At 69.1% G+C, this 16,096-nt stretch carries 12 protein-coding genes; 11 read left to right on the top strand and 1 reads right to left on the bottom strand.

What is annotated here, in order from left to right:
- Positions 1 to 69: 69 nt before the first annotated feature.
- The 5 genes from ADE01S_RS04970 (at position 70) to ADE01S_RS04950 (ending at position 7,952) form a co-directional block, all read left to right on the top strand.
- Positions 70 to 801 (top strand): IclR family transcriptional regulator, encoded by a 732-nt coding sequence (locus tag ADE01S_RS04970; protein WP_062680363.1) that lies wholly within the window; start codon positions 70 to 72, stop codon positions 799 to 801.
- A 167-nt stretch (positions 802 to 968) separates the two neighbouring features.
- Positions 969 to 3,098 (top strand): TonB-dependent receptor, encoded by a 2,130-nt coding sequence (locus ADE01S_RS04965; protein WP_062680362.1) that lies wholly within the window; start codon positions 969 to 971, stop codon positions 3,096 to 3,098.
- A 5-nt stretch (positions 3,099 to 3,103) separates the two neighbouring features.
- Complete coding sequence (locus tag ADE01S_RS04960) at positions 3,104 to 3,661, top strand: MotA/TolQ/ExbB proton channel family protein (RefSeq protein ID WP_062680361.1); 558 nt, start codon at positions 3,104 to 3,106, stop codon at positions 3,659 to 3,661.
- Entirely contained in the window at positions 3,658 to 4,014 is a 357-nt protein-coding gene (locus ADE01S_RS04955; protein ID WP_062680360.1) for a DUF2149 domain-containing protein, read from the top strand. Before ADE01S_RS04960 ends, ADE01S_RS04955 begins: the two co-directional genes overlap by 4 nt.
- An 8-nt stretch (positions 4,015 to 4,022) precedes the next feature.
- Entirely contained in the window at positions 4,023 to 7,952 is a 3,930-nt protein-coding gene (locus ADE01S_RS04950) for a cobaltochelatase subunit CobN (protein WP_062680359.1), read from the top strand.
- Positions 7,953 to 7,964: 12 nt separating this feature from the next.
- Here ADE01S_RS04950 and ADE01S_RS04945 read toward each other — a convergent pair whose 3' ends face one another.
- Positions 7,965 to 9,701, bottom strand: coding sequence for a SulP family inorganic anion transporter (locus tag ADE01S_RS04945; RefSeq protein WP_062680358.1), 1,737 nt, complete (start codon positions 9,699 to 9,701; stop codon positions 7,965 to 7,967).
- Between the two features lie 108 nt (positions 9,702 to 9,809).
- Here ADE01S_RS04945 and ADE01S_RS31480 point away from each other — a divergent pair, with 108 nt between their 5' ends.
- The 6 genes from ADE01S_RS31480 to fes all read left to right on the top strand — a co-directional run bounded on the left by ADE01S_RS31480 (position 9,810) and on the right by fes (position 16,084).
- On the top strand, positions 9,810 to 9,986 hold the full coding sequence (locus tag ADE01S_RS31480; RefSeq protein ID WP_156494248.1) for a hypothetical protein: 177 nt from the start codon (positions 9,810 to 9,812) through the stop codon (positions 9,984 to 9,986).
- Positions 9,987 to 10,008: 22 nt separating this feature from the next.
- Positions 10,009 to 12,156, top strand: coding sequence for a TonB-dependent receptor (locus tag ADE01S_RS04940; RefSeq protein ID WP_062680357.1), 2,148 nt, complete (start codon positions 10,009 to 10,011; stop codon positions 12,154 to 12,156).
- Between the two features lie 99 nt (positions 12,157 to 12,255).
- Positions 12,256 to 12,543 (top strand): hypothetical protein, encoded by a 288-nt coding sequence (locus tag ADE01S_RS04935; protein ID WP_062680356.1) that lies wholly within the window; start codon positions 12,256 to 12,258, stop codon positions 12,541 to 12,543.
- Complete coding sequence (locus ADE01S_RS04930) at positions 12,530 to 12,820, top strand: hypothetical protein (RefSeq protein ID WP_062680355.1); 291 nt, start codon at positions 12,530 to 12,532, stop codon at positions 12,818 to 12,820. Before ADE01S_RS04935 ends, ADE01S_RS04930 begins: the two co-directional genes overlap by 14 nt.
- Before the next feature lie 16 nt (positions 12,821 to 12,836).
- Positions 12,837 to 14,474, top strand: coding sequence for a PepSY-associated TM helix domain-containing protein (locus ADE01S_RS04925; protein ID WP_062680354.1), 1,638 nt, complete (start codon positions 12,837 to 12,839; stop codon positions 14,472 to 14,474).
- A gap of 32 nt (positions 14,475 to 14,506) precedes the next feature.
- Positions 14,507 to 16,084 carry an enterochelin esterase gene (fes, locus tag ADE01S_RS04920; RefSeq protein WP_232482016.1) on the top strand — a complete coding sequence of 526 codons (1,578 nt, stop codon included), beginning with the start codon at positions 14,507 to 14,509 and terminating at the stop codon, positions 16,082 to 16,084.
- Positions 16,085 to 16,096: the final 12 nt, after the last annotated feature.

The following is a 16,096-nucleotide window of genomic DNA, read 5'->3' as shown; positions in this document are numbered from 1 at the left end:
CTTTCACTAATTGGATTAATTATGATCAGCGGCTCTCAGGCTGTCCCTAGGGATCAACCCCTAGACCGGTTGCTGCATGTTCTCGACGTGGTGGCGCATGCGGACCGTCCCATCACCATGACCGACGTGGCCGCCGCCTGCGGCCTGCCGGTGCCCACCGTTCACCGGCTCGTCGCGCAATTGGAAGAAAGGCGCCTGCTCAAGCGCGTGCTGGGCAGCAAGAAGCTCGCGGTCGGCGCCGCCCTGGTCGACCTGGGCATGGCCGCCGTCTCGGCCGCGATGCGCGGCGACCGGAGCCACCAGATCCTGGTCGCGCTGTCCAACCGCATCGGCGAGCATTGCCAGCTCGGCCGCCGCGTGGACGACGAAGTGTTCTACGTGGATTCGGCCATCGCCACGCGGTCGCAGGGCCTGTACTTCGACCATGGGCACCGCTCGCCGCTGTACTGCACGTCGATCGGCAAGCTGTTCCTGTCCGAAATGCCCGAGGACCAATTCGAATGGTGGCTCGGCCACGCCACGCTCGAATCGCTCGCGCCCAACACCATCGTTTCCGCGGATACGCTGCGAGACGTGGTGCGCAAGGTGCGCAAGGAGCAATGGGCGGCGAGCAATGAAGAAGTGATGGCCGGCGTGGTCGGTTGCGCCGTGCCGATCCGCGATGCGCAGGGCCAGCTCATCGCCGGCCTGGGGATTTCCGTGCCCAGCGCGCGCGTGGCCTTCGAGGAACTGCCCGGCTTCCGCGAGCCCATGCTGGCCGCGGCCGCCGAAATCGCCGCCGCGATCGCGGCGGCGGATTGACCCCGCCCTAGCCTGTTCTACGCTTTCCCGGCAGGCGCGCGCGCTTCAGGCATTCGAGCAGAAGGCCGGTTGCGGCACATGCGCCGGCCGCCTCCAAGTGAATAAGCTCGCCCTTTTATTGATATGTTATATCATTGCGAATTATTCATAGGGGCGAGAGCAGCAGGATGAACAGGAAGCATGTGCAGGCCAGGCCGTCGCGCCGCGACGGCGGGCGATTCGCGGCGCTGGGCGCCACATTGTGCGTGGCATTCGGCGCGCACGCCGCCGAGGACGGGCAAGGCCGCCATCTCGCGGCGGGCGCGCCGCCGGGCGACGGTGCCGCCGTGAATCAGGTGGTGGAACTGAACCCCGTCGTGGTCACCGCCACGCGCAACGAGCAGCGCCTGGACGACGTGCCCTCCTCGATGGAGGTCGTAGACGGCAAGGTGCTGCAGGACACGGTCGCCACCAGCTTCATCGACCAACTCAAGAAAAACGCCAGCGTCGATGTGATCCAGTACCCCAACGGGCTGGCGGGCATCGGCCTGCGGGGCATGCGGCCGAACTTCGAGTTCACGATCAACCCGCGCACGCTGGTGCTGATCGACGGCCGGCCTTCCGGGTCCACCAGCTTCACGACGCTCTCGCCCGAAAGCATCGAACGCGTCGAGGTGCTGAAGGGCCCGGCTTCGTCGCTATACGGCGCCTCGGCCATGGGCGGCGTGGTGAACATCATCACGCGCCGCTCGACGGGCCCGATCGGCGGATCGATCGGCGTAGGCTACGGTTCGTTCGACACGCGCATGACGGACTTCGCCTTGGGCGGATCCCTGTCCGAGCGCACCGATTTCGACCTGGCGTTCGGCTATGTGAACCAGAACGGCGACTTCACCACCGGCGCGGGCGACAAGCGGCCCAACAGCGACTTTCGCCGCGGTTCCGGCAAGGCGCGCATCGGCAGCGACCTGACCGACATGGTGCGCGTCGATGCCACGATCGACTGGGCCGACCTGCGCAATAACGCGCCGGGCCCCGTCAGCTTCAATCCGCCCAATGCCTCCGCCAACGAAACCGACCGGCTCGGCGGCGACCTGCGGTTCACGCTAACGCCCCGGGACCACCTCATCACGGCGACGGCCTATGCCTCGCGCGAAAACTACAACTACATCACGGTGCCCGCGGCCGCGGACCGCTACCGTTCCAGCCGCACCGAATCCCGCTACCTGGGCTATCAGGTGCAGGACGTGTGGGCATTCGCCGACAGCATGACGCTTACCTACGGCACGGACTGGCAGCGGGTCGAGGCCGACCGCTATTCCTACGGTGCCCAAGGCCAGCGCCTGGCGCCTTACAGCCCCAACGAACGCCGCGACAGCAACGGCATCTTCGCCGAATGGGGCAGCAGCTGGCTCGACGACAGGCTGATCCTGACGCTGGGAGGCCGCTATGACTGGATCCGTTCCAGCACGCGCTCCACGCCCTACAAGACCAGCTACAGCCCCGGTTCATCGGCCTTCACCAGCTTCAATCCGCGCGGCGGCGCGGTCTTCAAACTGAGCGAATCGTGGCGCGTGCACGGTTCGGCCGGCACGGCGTTCGCGCCGCCGCAGGGCAGTGAAATCGCCGGGGAAAACGTTGAGTACGCCGGCGCGCAACGCCGCGTCTCGATGGGCAATCCCAGCCTCAAGCCCGAACGCAACCGCAGCTGGGACATCGGACTCGGCTATGCCGACGGCCGCCTCGACGCCGACGTGACGTATTTCGATTCGCGCATCCGCGACCGCATCCGCTCCGTGATCGTGAGCAATACCGCTACCGAACGCGTGAGCAGCTACGAAAACGCGAACGATTCCCGCATGCGCGGGATCGAGGCGCGGCTGGCCTACGATGCCGGCCCTTGGTTCGGCCTGCCGGCGGGCCGCATCGGCGTTTCGGGCAGTTTCACCCGGCTGCTTCAGGCGGAGGATTTCGACGCCAGCGGCGCCGTGCCCATCCGCAACGTGGCCAAATGGAAAGGCAATCTGTCGCTCACGGTCAGCGACGGCAACAGGCTGTCGGGCACCCTTACGGCCCGCCACGTCGATACCCGCTACGACACCGACAACAGCCAGGGCAGCATCTACACCGGCGGCCGCGGCGGCCTGTTCGAGAACGAGCCGTTCACGGTCGTGGACCTGAGCGCGCGCTGGAAGATCACGCCCAAGGACACGCTGCGGTTCGACGTGTCCAACCTGTTCGACCGCGACTACTACGAGAAGGCCGACTACACCATGCCCGGCCGCGCCTACTACCTGCGCTACACGCGAGCCCTGTAATCATCATGAACCTCAAATTCGTCCTGGAGCAGGTCTCCCAACTCTTGTTCGTCCCCGTGCTGCTCATGCTGGTCGTGCTGGCGGCCTGGGCCCTGGTCGCGCTGGGCATGTTCGCGCGCAGCGCGGCGGGCCGCTGGCGCGGCCGCCGGCCGGCGGTGGCGCGCCTGGCGGCGGAAATCGACGCGGCCGCCGCCGCATCCGATGCCAACATGGACCTGGACATCGAACGCGTGCTGGCGCGCGCCGAACACGCCGGCGCGCGCAGCCTGAACGCGGTGCGCTTCGCCGTGCGCGCGGGGCCGTCGCTCGGCCTGATGGGCACCTTGATCCCGATGGCGGCCGCGCTGAACGGCCTGGCGCGAGGCGACCTGCCCGCGCTGGCCGAACACATGGTGGTGGCGTTCTCGGCCACCATCGTCGGCATCGCGATCGGCGTGGTGTCGCACGTGATCGCGATGGTGCGCGAAGGCTGGCAGCGCGAAGACCTGGACGCCCTGCGGCTGCATGCGGAATGCGCGCTTCGCGCTGCGCAGGCGGCCGCCCCCCAGGAGCGCGCCGCATGAAATCCCGCCTGAGGTTTGCCCGCTCGCGGCTCGAATCCGCCCACCACGACGACCCGCTGGCCGGCGTGGCCAACCTGTTCGACGCCAGCCTGGCGTTCATCGTGGCGATGGCCCTGGCCTTGTTCTCGGTGCTGGGATCGACCGATATGCTCAGCGCCGACGCGACCTGGACGCTGACGCACCAGACCGCCGACGGCCAGCTGGAAGTGGTGAGCAAGACCCAGCAACAGGTCAAGGTCGAGCGGGTCACGGACCGCAAGCTGTCCGGGCAGGGCGAACGCCTGGGCACCGCCTATCGCCTGCCGGACGGACAAGTGGTGTACGTCCCCGAGCAGGAAGGCGGCGCGAAGTAGGAGGCCCCATGCACAGATCCGCCTTTCTCCAAGGGCCCGCCCGGCCGCGACGTCTCGGCCGGTTCGCCCGGTGGGCCGCCGCCTGCGCGGGCCTGCTCGCGCTCGCGCTTGCCCTCGCCGCGCCGGCACAGGCGGCGCCCGGCGTCGCGACGCGGGAAGCGCAAGCGCGCGCCCACTCGCGACCGCGCATCGCCGTCATTTCGATCGAGCTCGCTCAACAGCCCACCCTGATGCGCGCCGCCGCGGCGCGACGCGCCAACGCCCTGGCGATCGACCTCTATGGCCTGGGCGGCGGCCAGCTGCCCGGCATCGAGGAGGCGGACCTGTCCGCATACGACCTGGTCGTGGTCGAAGGCGTCGGCCCGCGCCTGGCCCACTACCGGGCGCGCCTGGACGCGGCGGCGCGGCGGACCCGCGTGCTCGTCATCAACGGCGATGAGTGGGTAAGCGGCAACGTGCCGGCCTCGGCGGTGCCGCAAGCTCTGGCGTACTGGCGCAACGGCACCGTCGAGAACTACACGCGCCTGCTGGATTACCTGGGCGCGCGCCTGCTCGGCATGCCAGGCCTGGCCGAACCGCCGGTCGAGTATCCCGAGCGCGCCTTCTATCACCCCGCGCACGCCGGCCCCTTCCCCGACGTCGAGGCCTATCTGGCGTGGGCGCGCCAGCGCCTGCCCGGCGCCGATGCCCGGCCGCGCGTCGGCATCGTGTTCTATCGCAGCCTGGCCTTGGGCGACAACGCCGCGGTGATCGACGCGCTCGTCAACGAAACCGAAAGCCAGGGCGGCCTGCCGGTGCCGCTGTGGCGCAGCGACAGCCATGATTCGCTGCGCCATCTGCGCGGCGCCGACGGCAAGCCCGCGGTGGATGCGCTGATCCTCTGCGCCAGCCAGATCGACTACGCCGCCCACCGGGCCGGCGTGGAAGAAGCCCGGGCGCTGGGCGTCGCGGTACTGGGCTGCACCACCGACTACACACGCGATGCCGCCCAATGGCGCGCGGACCCGGGCGGCTTTGCCCCGGACCGCAGCGGCCAGCTGGCGCTGAGCGAGGCCAACGGCATCATCGAACCCATGATGGTAGGCGCGCGGCGCGTGCGCGCGGACGGCGCGGTGCTGCACGAGCCGCTGGCGGAACAGGTGTCGTGGCGCGTAGCGCGCGCGCTGGCCTGGACCCGCCTGCACCGCCTGCCCAACGCGGAGAAGCGGCTGGTGATCTCGTACCACAGCGAAGCGGCCGACCAGGCGGACGTGGGCGGCGATCCGGACAGCTACCTGGATGCGCAAGCCAGCCTGGCCGCCTTGCTGCGACGGCTGCGGGGCGACGGCTACGATGTGGGCGCCCTCCCCCTGCCGGACGCGGACGCGCTGGCGCAGCGCATGGCGCGCGACGGCGCCAACGTAAGCGCCGGCTTGTGGGGCGCTCCCGGCCACGCCGGCGAAGCCGACGCGCAATACCGGCGCGCCCAGGCCGAGCTGGCGCGTCGCCTGGCCGCTGGCGACGCGGTGGCGATTCCGGAAGCGCAATACCTCGCCTGGTACCGGGAGCTTCCGCAAGCCTTGCGCGAGGCGGTGGAAGCGCGCTGGGGTCCGCCTCCCGGCCGCATCATGGTGCATGCCGGCCAGGAGGGCCAGCGCTCCATCGTGATCCCGGCGCTGCGTTTCGGCAAGGTCGTCGTGGCGCCGCATCCGGTCTGGGGCTATCTGCAGGATGCCGGCGCGCTCGCGTCGACGGACGCCTTGCCGCCGCATCACCAGTACGTCGCCTTCTATCTCTGGATGACGCGCGGCCATCATGCCGACGCCTATGTGCCGCTCTTCACGCAGTTGTCGCTCATGCCCGGCAAGCAGCAGGGGCCGGCCCGCGACGACTGGGTCGGCCGCCTGATCGGCGACCTGCCCCACATCCAGCCCACGCCCCTGCAAGCCAACGGCGGCATCGGCAACAAGCGGCGCGCCAACGCGCTGACCCTCGGCTTCATGCCGCCGCTGGCCCTCGCCTCCCTGCCGCCCGACCTCGCCGCCTTGCGCGACAAGCTCGATGCGGCGGCGCAATCGACGGACGATTCCGCGAGACAGGCCGTGCGCGGCCTGGCCGCGCGCCACGCCCGCGCCCTGGACCTGGACGCGGCGCGCGCGCCCTGGCCGCAACTCGAAGCCGCCCTGCGCCGCTATCTGGCCGAGGTGGAGGCGGCGCCCATGCCGGTCGGGGGGCATGTGCTGGGCCAGCCTCCCGATGCCGACGTTTCCGCGCGCATGGTCCACGCCATGCTCGCCGGCGACATGGCGGAACCGCCGCCGCTCGAAACCGTGCGGGCGGTGATCGCCGGGGACGCCAGGCACGCGCCGGCCGACGTGGCGGAACGCATCCAGGACTATGCCGCGCGCGTCGCGGCGGCGCCCAGGGAAGCCGATGCCGTGCTGGACGCGCTGGACGGCCGCTACATCGAGCCCGGCCCCATGGCCGACGCCGTGCGCAACCCCGACGCGCTGCCGCCTGGCCGCAATCCGTACACGTTCGCCACGCGCTCCCTGCCCACGCGCGAAGCGTGGGCAACGGGTTCGAGCATGGCCGACGCGCTGATCGAGAACTACCGGAAGGAACACGGCCAGGCGCCGCGCAAGGTGGCGTTCGTGCTGTGGTCGGTGGAGTCCACGCAGAATCGCGGCGCCATGGAAGCGCAGATCCTGCGCCTGATGGGCGCGCGTCCGGTATGGAACCCGCGGGGCGAAGTCATCGATGTCGCGCTGGACGACCGCGCCGCGCTGGGACGGCCGCGCGTGGACGTGCTGGTCACCACCTCGGGCACCTACCGCGACCACTTCGCCGACAAGATCGCGATGCTTGCGAAAGCCGCGCGGCTGGCCGCGGCGGCGGACGAACGCGACAACGCCGTGCGCGCGAACAGCCTGGCGATCGCGGCGCAATTGGCCGCTGCCGGCGCGCCCGCCGCCGAGGCGCGCGCGCGCGCCGACCGCCGCATCTATTCCACCGCGCCCGGCGCCTACTCGCCCTCGACCCAGTTCGCGCTGCAGGCCGGGGCCGACTGGACCGACGCCCGCCTGTCCAGGCTGTACACCGACCGCCTGGGCCACGCCTACGGCGAAGGCGGCAACGGCGCGCCCGACGCGCAGGGCTTCGTCGCGCAGTTGTCCGGCGTGGAAGCCGCCGTCTTCAGCCGCAGTTCGAACACCTACGGGCTGCTCGACACCAGCATGCCGGCCGCCTATCTCGGCGGCATCGGCATGGCGGTGCGCGAGCAAACGGGCGCGGAGGTGGCCCACTACGTGGCCGACCTGAAAGACAGCCGTCCGGGCGCGGGAAAGCTCGAACCGCTGGCGCGCGCCTTCGGCCGCGAACTGCAATCGCGCTACTTCAATCCCGCCTGGATCCGCGCCATGCAGGACAGCGGCTACAACGGCGCCCGCTACATGGCGGACCTGCCCGCGCACATGCTGTTGTGGGACGTTACGACGCCGCGGCTGGTAAGCGATGCCGACTGGTCCGAGGTCAAGGCCGTCTATGTCGACGACAAATTCCAACTGGGCCTGGACGAGTACTTCGCCCGCCACAATCCGCACGCGCGCCAGCATTTGCTGGAGACCCTGATCGCCGCGATCGACCGGGGCGCGTGGCAGGCCGATGCCGCCGACAGGCGGCAACTGGAGCAGGCGCTGGCGCAGAGCGTGGCGCGGCACGGATCCGACTGCGCGCTGCCCAGGTGCCAGTCCCAGGAGGCGAATTCCATTCCGGCGCAGCCCGCGCCGCCTGCCGCGGGACCCGCCGGCGCGGCGCCCCCCGCCACGCAAGTGCAGGGGTACGCGCTGGAACCGCGCGCGCCCACGCCTGCGCAGGCAGCGCCCGACGCGTTGTGGCTCTGGCTGCTGGCCGTCGCCGGACTCGTGGCGCTGGGGGCCTCGCGGCCGGCCCGCTGGTAGGCCCCTGATGCCTTATTCCTGGATCCGCCCGGCTCCCACGCCTTCCAGATACTCCTCCACGGCGCTGCCCACCGTGGGATGGAAGCGGTCGTCGCTGAACACCTCGGTCAGTTCGAAGCGCTTGAGCTTGTCGCGGACCGGGTCCTTCATCTCGGCGAAATGCAGCGCCACGCCTTCCGCGGCCAGGCCGTGGCTCAATTCCCGCAGCATGTCGGCCGACGTGACGTCGACGCTGGTGACGGGCTCGGCCGCCACCACCACGCGCCGCACCGGCGTGGGCGAGGCTTCCACGGCTTCCATCAACCGCTGCTGGAACAGTTCGGCATTGGCGAAGAACAGCGGCGCGTCCCAGCGGAACAGCACCAGGCCGTCGATCAGCGCCGCCTGCGGGTAGCGCTTCAGGTCGTGATAGCCGCGCAGGTTGGGCACGCGGCCCAGCACCGCGAAGTGCGGCCGCCAGCCGTCCCACAGGAATTCGATGACGGCGATCACCACGGCCAGGCAGATGCCGGGAATCGCGCCGAACACCGCCACGGCGGCGAAACACAGCATCGACAGCCAGAACTCCCATTGCTGGATGCGGAAGATGCGCTGCAGGTCCTTGAACTCGAACAGGCCGATGGCCGCGGCGATCACCACGGCGGCCAACGCGCTGTTGGGCAGGTAGCGCAGCAGGTTCGGCGCCACCAGCAGCAGGCCGGCCACGGCAAGCGCCCCCACCACGCCCGTGAGCTGCGTGCGCGAACCCGCCGCTTCCGCCACCGGCGTGCGCGAGGCGCTGCTGCTGATCGGAAAGCCCTGGAAGAAGCCGGCGGCCAGGTTCGCCACGCCGAGCCCCACCATTTCCTGGTTCGGATCCACCCGCGTGTGCGTGCGCGCGGCATAGGTGCGCGACAACACGCTGGTGTCGGCAAACGCGATCAGCGCCACGGCGCAGCCGCCCAGCACGATCTTGACCAGGTCCGCGTTGCTCAGCCACGGCAGCACGAACGTCGGCAGCCCCTGGGGAATCTCGCCCAGCACCTTGACGCCGCGCGCGTCCAGCCCGAACACGCTGACCGCCGCCGTGGCCAGGATGACCGCGATCAGCAGGCCCGGCACGCGGTCGAAACGCTTGAGCAGCAGGATCACCGCCAGCGTCACCGCCCCCACCCCGAAGCTGTACCAGTTGGTCTCGCCGTCGTACACGGCCTCCGCCAGCTGCCACATCTCGCGCAGCGGGCCGGCGTCGTCGATGGAAATCGCGAACATCTTCGGCAGCTGGCTCACCAGCACCGTCAGCGCGATGCCGTTCATGTAGCCGTAGCGGATCGGCTTGGACAGCAGCTCGGTCACGAACCCCAGCCGCAGCACGCCCAGCACGATACAGAAAAGGCCCGACACGAGCGCCATCAGGCTGGCCGCGGCCACCGCGCGCATGGGATCGCCGTTCGAGACGCTGAGCACCACCGCCAGGATGGGCGCGGCCAGCGCCGAGTCCGGCCCCAGCACCAGGATCCGGCTCGGGCCGAACAGGGCATAGGCCAGCAGCGGAATGATCGTGGCGTAAAGGCCGTAGACGCCCGGCACGCCCGAGGCCTCGGCGTAGGCGATGCCCACCGGCACCAGCATGGTCGTCAGCACCAGGCCGGCGGCCAGGTCCCTCGGTAGCCAGGCGGCTTCGTACGACTTCAAGACGGCCAGTCCGGGCAGCCAGCGGAGCCACCCCCTTGAGGGCCTATCGACAGCGGCGGGCGCAGAGGAAGCCATGGGAGCTCTTTCTTATGGGAGTGGTACGCCGGGAATTGATTTTACTGGAGGCTCCCTGGGATAGGCAGGTGCGCGAGCGCCCTTCCTCCCCGCGCGGAAAGACCCGCCATGCGCCCCGGCGAACCGGCTTCCGACGCCCCGCCGCTTGCTGGCCTTTCTGTTGTTCCAGATCAACTTCAGCGCATCCGCATGCCGCTTTCTATTGGCAGAAAGCCCCAATATTGCATTAAAATTATTGCCTATCATTCTCATTTGCGTTTGTTTTCTGGAGCAAATTTTGCCTAACGGACGGCGTCATTTACTGGATATGCGAACCCTGCGGCTCGCGCCTGGCCTCGCGCTGGGCGTGCTCTTGCCGCTGCCGAATGCCTGGGCGCAGACCGCGCCGCCGGCCACCACGCTGCAACCGGTCACCGTCACCGCTGGCTCCTTGAGCGGCGAAGAGCTGCCCCCGCCCTATCCCGGCGGCCAGGTGGCCGACGGCGCGCGCCTGGGCCTGATGGGCAACCAGAGCGTGATGGATACGCCGTTCAACGTAACGAGCTATACGTCCGAACTCATCCAGAACCAGCAGGCGCGCACGCTGGCCGACGTCATGGCGAACGACCCGTCCGTCCGGTTCACCACGTCCAGCGGGCACGCATACGAGAACTTCCGCATCCGCGGTTTCGACGTCAACCAGAACGACGTGGCCATCAACGGCATGTTCGGCCTGGCGCCGATGGGCCGCACCCCGCTGGAATTCGTCGAGCGGGTCGAGGTGCTCAAGGGGCCGAATGCCTTGTTCAGCGGCATGGCGCCCAGCGGGGCGGTGGGCGGCACCATCAACCTGGTGCCCAAGCGCGCGGGCGATACGCCGACCGCCACCTATGGCGTGAACTGGCAATCCGATGGCCAGCTCGGCACCACCATCGACGCCGGCCGGCGCTTTGGCGCGGGCAACGAATGGGGCGCGCGCGTCAACGGCTCGTTCAGCGACGGCGCCACCACGCTGGACGGCCAATCCAGGAAGCGCGAGTTCTTCTCCGCCGGCCTGGATTACCGCGGCAGCGCGCTGACGGCATCGATAGACGCATACCATAGCCAGGAATCCTTCAGCGGCGGCACGCCCGCCATGTTCTGGTTCGGCGGATCGGTCGTTCCCGAGGCCCCCGATCCCCGCATCAATCAGTTCAGCACCGGCTACGGCAGCATACAGAGCAATGCCGTCTTCGGACGGGCCGAGTACCGCTTCAACGACAACGTATCGGCTTTCGCGGGCGTGGGCAGGCGCGACAGCCATCAGTCCGGGCTGATCAACGGCACCCATGCGCGGCAGATCGACGCCAACGGCAATTTCACCGGCTCCATGGTCGGCCAGCGGGCCTATACCGATGCCACGTCGGCGGAGGCGGGCCTGCGGTCGCGCTTCAAGACCGGCAGCGTCGGGCACGAACTGGTGCTCCAGGCGTCGATCCTGGACACGGAGGACGGCTCGGCCACGGGCACGCCTTCGACCTTCAAATCCAACATCTACGATCCGATTACGCCGGTCATGCCGGCCGTGCCGGGCAGCGCGCCGAAAACGGCGGAGAACACCTTGTCCAGCCTCGCGCTGGTCGACACGATGTCCTTCTTCGACGAAAAGCTGCTCGTGACCGCGGGCTTGCGCAACCAGCGCGTGAAGACCACCAATTTCGACAAGACGGGCAAGACCACGTCGCGCTACGACGAGGACGCGGTGACGCCCGCGGCCGCCATCGTCGTCAAGCCCTGGGGGCCGGACGTCTCGCTCTACGCCAACTACGTGCAAGGCCTCAGCAAGGGCGACAGCGTCACCGACACGACCGCCAGCAACTATGGACAGGTCTTCGCGCCCTACAAGACCAAGCAGCAGGAATTGGGCGTCAAGTGGAACGCCGGCACCTTCACCAACACGCTCGCCCTCTTCCAGATCGACAAGCCCATGCTGGTCACCGAGGGCGCGACGGCGAACCCGACGTATGCCGATGGCGGCGAAAAGCGCGTTCGCGGCGTGGAATGGAACACGTTCGGCGAGCTGGTTCCGGGCGTGCGCGTGCTGGGCGGCGTCACCTACTCCCAAGGCACGCAGGTCAAGACCTCGTTTGGCCGCTATGACGGCAACACCGCCGTCGGCGTGCCGCGATGGCAGGCCAATACCGGGCTGGAGTGGGATACCCCGTGGGTCCCCGGCCTGACCTTGAGCGGCCGCCTGCAGGCCAGCTCCACCCAGTACGCGGACTCCGCCAACAAGCTGCAGATTCCCGGCTGGGGCCAACTGGATCTGGGCGCGCGCTACGCCACGCAGATCAACGGCCGGGACGTGGTGCTGCGCCTGAACGTCAACAATGTGTTCGACAAGCACTATTACGCCGGCAGTTTCAGCGACACGACCCCGATCGCGACGCTGGGCCCGGCGCGCACCGTCACCGCCTCCGCCAGCATCAGCTTCTGAGCGCCCGCGGACCGTCCCGCCGCTTCCTGCCCCGGACCATCGATCCGGGTCGGGCAGCGCAAAGGCATGGGCCGCGCGCTTTTTCACACCAGGATGATTATGCAAGCCCTGACCTTCATCAGCCTGATCGCCATATTCCTGGGCTGCTTCAGCCTCTATCGCGCCTCGCCGAACCAGCGTTGGCGGCCCGCGCCCTGGCCTGCGCTGCCGGCCCGCGCGGCGGGCGCCGTCCTGCTGGCCTTGGGCGCGTGGGCGTGCCTGCTGGCATTTTCGACCGTCGCGGCGATATTCGTGTTCTGTACGGCCCTGATGCTGTTCTTCTGCCTCATCCCCTACCTGGGCGCCCTCGTCGGATTGCGCGGAAGCGATACGCATGAAAGCCGCTAAACCGGCCCCGATCCGGCGCGACTGGATATCCAAGAGCCTGGCGGGCGCGCTGCTCGGCTTCGCGCTCGCCCTGGGTGCCAGCGCCGCGCTTGCCGCGCTGACCGCGAGCATCCCATTGGCGAGCCGCTCGCAGCTCGCCATGTGGCTGGTGCCGCCCGTCTGGCTGGGCGTCTTGAGCACCGTCTATTTTTTCGCCAGCGGCCTGCGCGCCTGGATCTGCCTGGGCGCAGCCTGCCTGGCGCTCTACGGCGCGCTGTTCCTGGCCGGCGCGCTTTGAAGGAGGGGCAGAAGCCATGAGGGCCGACGTCATACGCATCTACAAGTCCGTCCACACCTGGACGGGCATCCTGACGGGCATGGCGCTCTTCATCGCCTTCTACGCGGGCGCGCTGACGGTGTTCAAGGAGCCCATCGTCCGCTGGGCCACGCCGCATTCGACGATCTCTCACGTGCCGCTGGACGAGACTCCCGACCTGATCGCCAGAACCCTGGCGGCGCGGCCGGAGGTGGCCAAGGGGTTCAACATCCACCTGCTGGACGCCGAGCACGTGCCGGCCCGGATGGGCTGGGAAGTCCGCGACGGGGCGGCCGACGACCACGACGAATCGTCGGTGCGCCACTACGTCGCCTACCTGGACCTGGGCGGCGGCCTGCAAGTGCAACCCACCGCGCCCAGCGGGCTGGCATCCTTCATCGACGTGCTGCATCGCGTGGTGGGCCTGCCCGTCGACAGCGATCCCAACCGATGGTTCATGGGCGTGGTGGCGTCGCTGTACGCCCTCGCGCTGGTCTCGGGTGTCATCGTGCTGCTGCCCTCCCTGGTGAAGGACTTCTTCGCCTTGCGGACCGGAAAGAACCTGAAGCGCATGTGGCTGGACGCGCACAACGTGGTGGGGATCGTGTCCTTGCCGTTCCATATCGTCATGGCGCTCAGTTCGGTGGTGTTCGCCTTTCACGACGGCATCTACGACCTGCAGGACAGGCTGATGTACGACGGCAAGCTGGCCTCGGTTTTCCAGCGCGCCGGCGGCAACGAGGCCGCCGCGAGCGCCCGGGACCCGGCAGCGTTGCTGACGCCCCGGGCGCTGGTGGCCCGGGCGCGCAGCCTGGCGCCGAACTTCAGGCCCGACACCCTGCAGTACCAGCAAGTCACCGGCCCCCGCGCCGTGGTGCGCATCTGGGGAAAAGACGACAGCGCGGTATCGCCGCGGGCTCGGGGCGGCTTCGTGGCGCTGGACCCCTATTCGGGAAAGGTACTCAACACCGACTACCTGCCCGGCGGGCAGAATGCGCCCAATCTTTGGATCAGCAGCTTCTTCGCCCTGCATATGGCATCGTTTGGCGGGACCGCGGCGCAGTGGCTGTATTTCCTTCTAGGCTTGGCGGGCGCGTGGCTGTTCTATAGCGGCAACCTGCTCTGGATCGAGACGCGCCGCAAGCGCGCGGACCGGCGGACCGGCGCGATTCCGGCACAACGCCTGGACACGCGCTTGATGGCCTCGGCGACCGTCGGCGTCTGCCTGGGGTGCATATGCGGCATTTCGCTGATGATGATTGCCTCCAAGTGGCTGAACGGTCGCGTCGGCGATCTGAATGCCTGGCTTCAGGGGCTCTACTACCTGGCCTTCTTCGCCTGCATCGCATGGTCGTTCCTGCGGGGCGGCGCCGCGGCGGGGGTGCATCTGCTATGGACGGCCGCGGCCTTGACCCTGGCGATTCCGGCAACCTCCCTGTTGGGCGGACTGTTTCCCGGCTCGGGCCTCTGGGCGCACACGTCCGCCGCGACGCTCGCCGTGGACGCAACCGCGCTGGCGTCGGCCTTGGGATTTGCCTGGATGGCGAAAGCAAGCGCGCGCCGGATCGCCCGCGGCGACCTCGACAGCCCCTGGGCGCCGCGGCAATCGAACACAACACCTCACCATTGCGGATGATGAAACGAATGCATATGCCTGGACAGTATGGTTTGACGTGGCGGCAACGCGTGCCGATGGCGGCGCTGGCGATCGCACTGACCGGCATGGCGCCGGCCATCGCGGCTGCGCAATCCGGGCAGGGCCTGGTCACCCCGCAGGCCTATTCCGAAGAACGGCTTTCGCTGCAAAAGGGGGATTTCCTGGCGGGGACGTGGGCCGCCGACAGTGGCGTAACGCTGGATCTGCTGGACGCCGCCGGCCATCACGTGCGCCGGCTGAGCGATGCCGAGAAGCCCGCGGGCACGCTGATGCTGGTGGCGCCGGCGGACGGCGTCTACACGGTGCGGGCCCAGGGAGACGGCGCGTACCGGTGGGCGCTTACCGAGCGCGTGCCGCTGTCGGCGCAGCGCGCGCCTGCCCCGACGATGGACAGCCCTCGCCTGGCCGCCCTGGCGGCGACGCTGGCGCAAGGCGGCACGACCGCGGCCTTCTGGGACGAAGTGGCGCGGGCGGGCAGCCCGCTGGTCGAGCCGGTGGACGCCGCTCGCGACCGCGTCACGTTCCTGTGGCGCGGCGCGCAACGCAATGTGCGCCTGTTTGGCGGGCCGTCCTCGGACCATGCGCAACTGGCGCGACTGGGCGACTCCGACGTCTGGTACGCCAGCTTCGTCGTGCCCCGTTCCGCGCGGCTGTCCTACCGCCTGGCGCCCGACGTGCCGGAGCTGCCGGGTTCCGGCATGGCGCGGCGCCGGGCGATCCTGGCCACCGCGCAGGCCGACCCCTACAACGCCAAGGCCTACCCCAAGCAGGGCATCGACGCATTCCAGACCTACTCCGTGCTGGAGCTGGCGGATGCCCCGCCACAGCCGTGGGTCGAAGCGCGGGCCGACGTGCCCGCCGGAACGGTGGAAACGCGGGAATTGCGCAGCAAGATTCTGGGCAACACGCGCAAGATCCACCTGTATCGTCCGGCCGGCTGGCGTCCGGCCGCCGCGGACAACCACGTGCTGGTGCTGTTCGACGCCGGCGCCTACCTGGGCCGCGTGCCGACGCCGACCATACTCGACAACATGATCGCCGCCGGCGTCATCCCCCCGACCGCGGCATTGCTCATCGACAATCCCACGGCGGACTCCCGCAGCCAGGAATTGCCGCCCAACCCGGATTTCGCCGACTTCCTGGCGCGCGAGCTCATGCCCTGGGCGCGCAAGCACGGCATCGGCGCGCCGGCGGCGCGCACCGTCATCGGAGGTTCCAGCTATGGAGGACTGGCGTCGGCGTATGCCGCGCTGCGTCATCCGGAAGTGTTCGGCAACGTGCTCAGCCAATCGGGTTCGTATTGGTGGAGCCCGGCAGGCGAAGAGGACCAATGGCTGACGCGGCAATTCGCCGCCGTGCGCACGCTGCCGGTGCGCTTCTTCCTGGGGGCCGGCCTGTTCGAATCGGGGCGCGGGGGCCAACCGGGCATTCTCGAAACCAACCGCCATCTGCGGGATGTTCTGCGCGCCAAGGGCTACTGGGTCACGCATCGCGAGATTGCAGGCGGCCATGACTACCTGGTCTGGCGCGGCACCTTATCGGACGGGCTGCTGGAACTGATAGGAACGGGCAAACCCGCCGGGCGGTAGCCCCGGCGGCGG

The organism is Achromobacter denitrificans NBRC 15125 (assembly GCF_001571365.1).
GTDB classification, from domain to species: domain Bacteria; phylum Pseudomonadota; class Gammaproteobacteria; order Burkholderiales; family Burkholderiaceae_B; genus Achromobacter; species Achromobacter denitrificans.
This window is presented reverse-complemented; position numbering and strand designations above follow the sequence as displayed.

What these genes read in the sequence shown, in the direction of transcription:
- ADE01S_RS04965 (WP_062680362.1), top strand. Translation starts at nt 969, where the DNA reads ATGAACAGGAAGCATGTGCAGGCCAGGCCGTCGCGCCGCGACGGCGGG.
- ADE01S_RS04960 (WP_062680361.1), top strand. Translation starts at nt 3,104, where the DNA reads ATGAACCTCAAATTCGTCCTGGAGCAGGTCTCCCAACTCTTGTTCGTC.
- ADE01S_RS04955 (WP_062680360.1), top strand. Translation starts at nt 3,658, where the DNA reads ATGAAATCCCGCCTGAGGTTTGCCCGCTCGCGGCTCGAATCCGCCCAC.
- ADE01S_RS04950 (WP_062680359.1), top strand. Translation starts at nt 4,023, where the DNA reads ATGCACAGATCCGCCTTTCTCCAAGGGCCCGCCCGGCCGCGACGTCTC.
- ADE01S_RS04945 (WP_062680358.1), bottom strand. Translation starts at nt 9,701, where the DNA reads ATGGCTTCCTCTGCGCCCGCCGCTGTCGATAGGCCCTCAAGGGGGTGG.
- ADE01S_RS31480 (WP_156494248.1), top strand. Translation starts at nt 9,810, where the DNA reads ATGCGCCCCGGCGAACCGGCTTCCGACGCCCCGCCGCTTGCTGGCCTT.
- ADE01S_RS04940 (WP_062680357.1), top strand. Translation starts at nt 10,009, where the DNA reads ATGCGAACCCTGCGGCTCGCGCCTGGCCTCGCGCTGGGCGTGCTCTTG.
- ADE01S_RS04935 (WP_062680356.1), top strand. Translation starts at nt 12,256, where the DNA reads ATGCAAGCCCTGACCTTCATCAGCCTGATCGCCATATTCCTGGGCTGC.
- ADE01S_RS04930 (WP_062680355.1), top strand. Translation starts at nt 12,530, where the DNA reads ATGAAAGCCGCTAAACCGGCCCCGATCCGGCGCGACTGGATATCCAAG.
- ADE01S_RS04925 (WP_062680354.1), top strand. Translation starts at nt 12,837, where the DNA reads ATGAGGGCCGACGTCATACGCATCTACAAGTCCGTCCACACCTGGACG.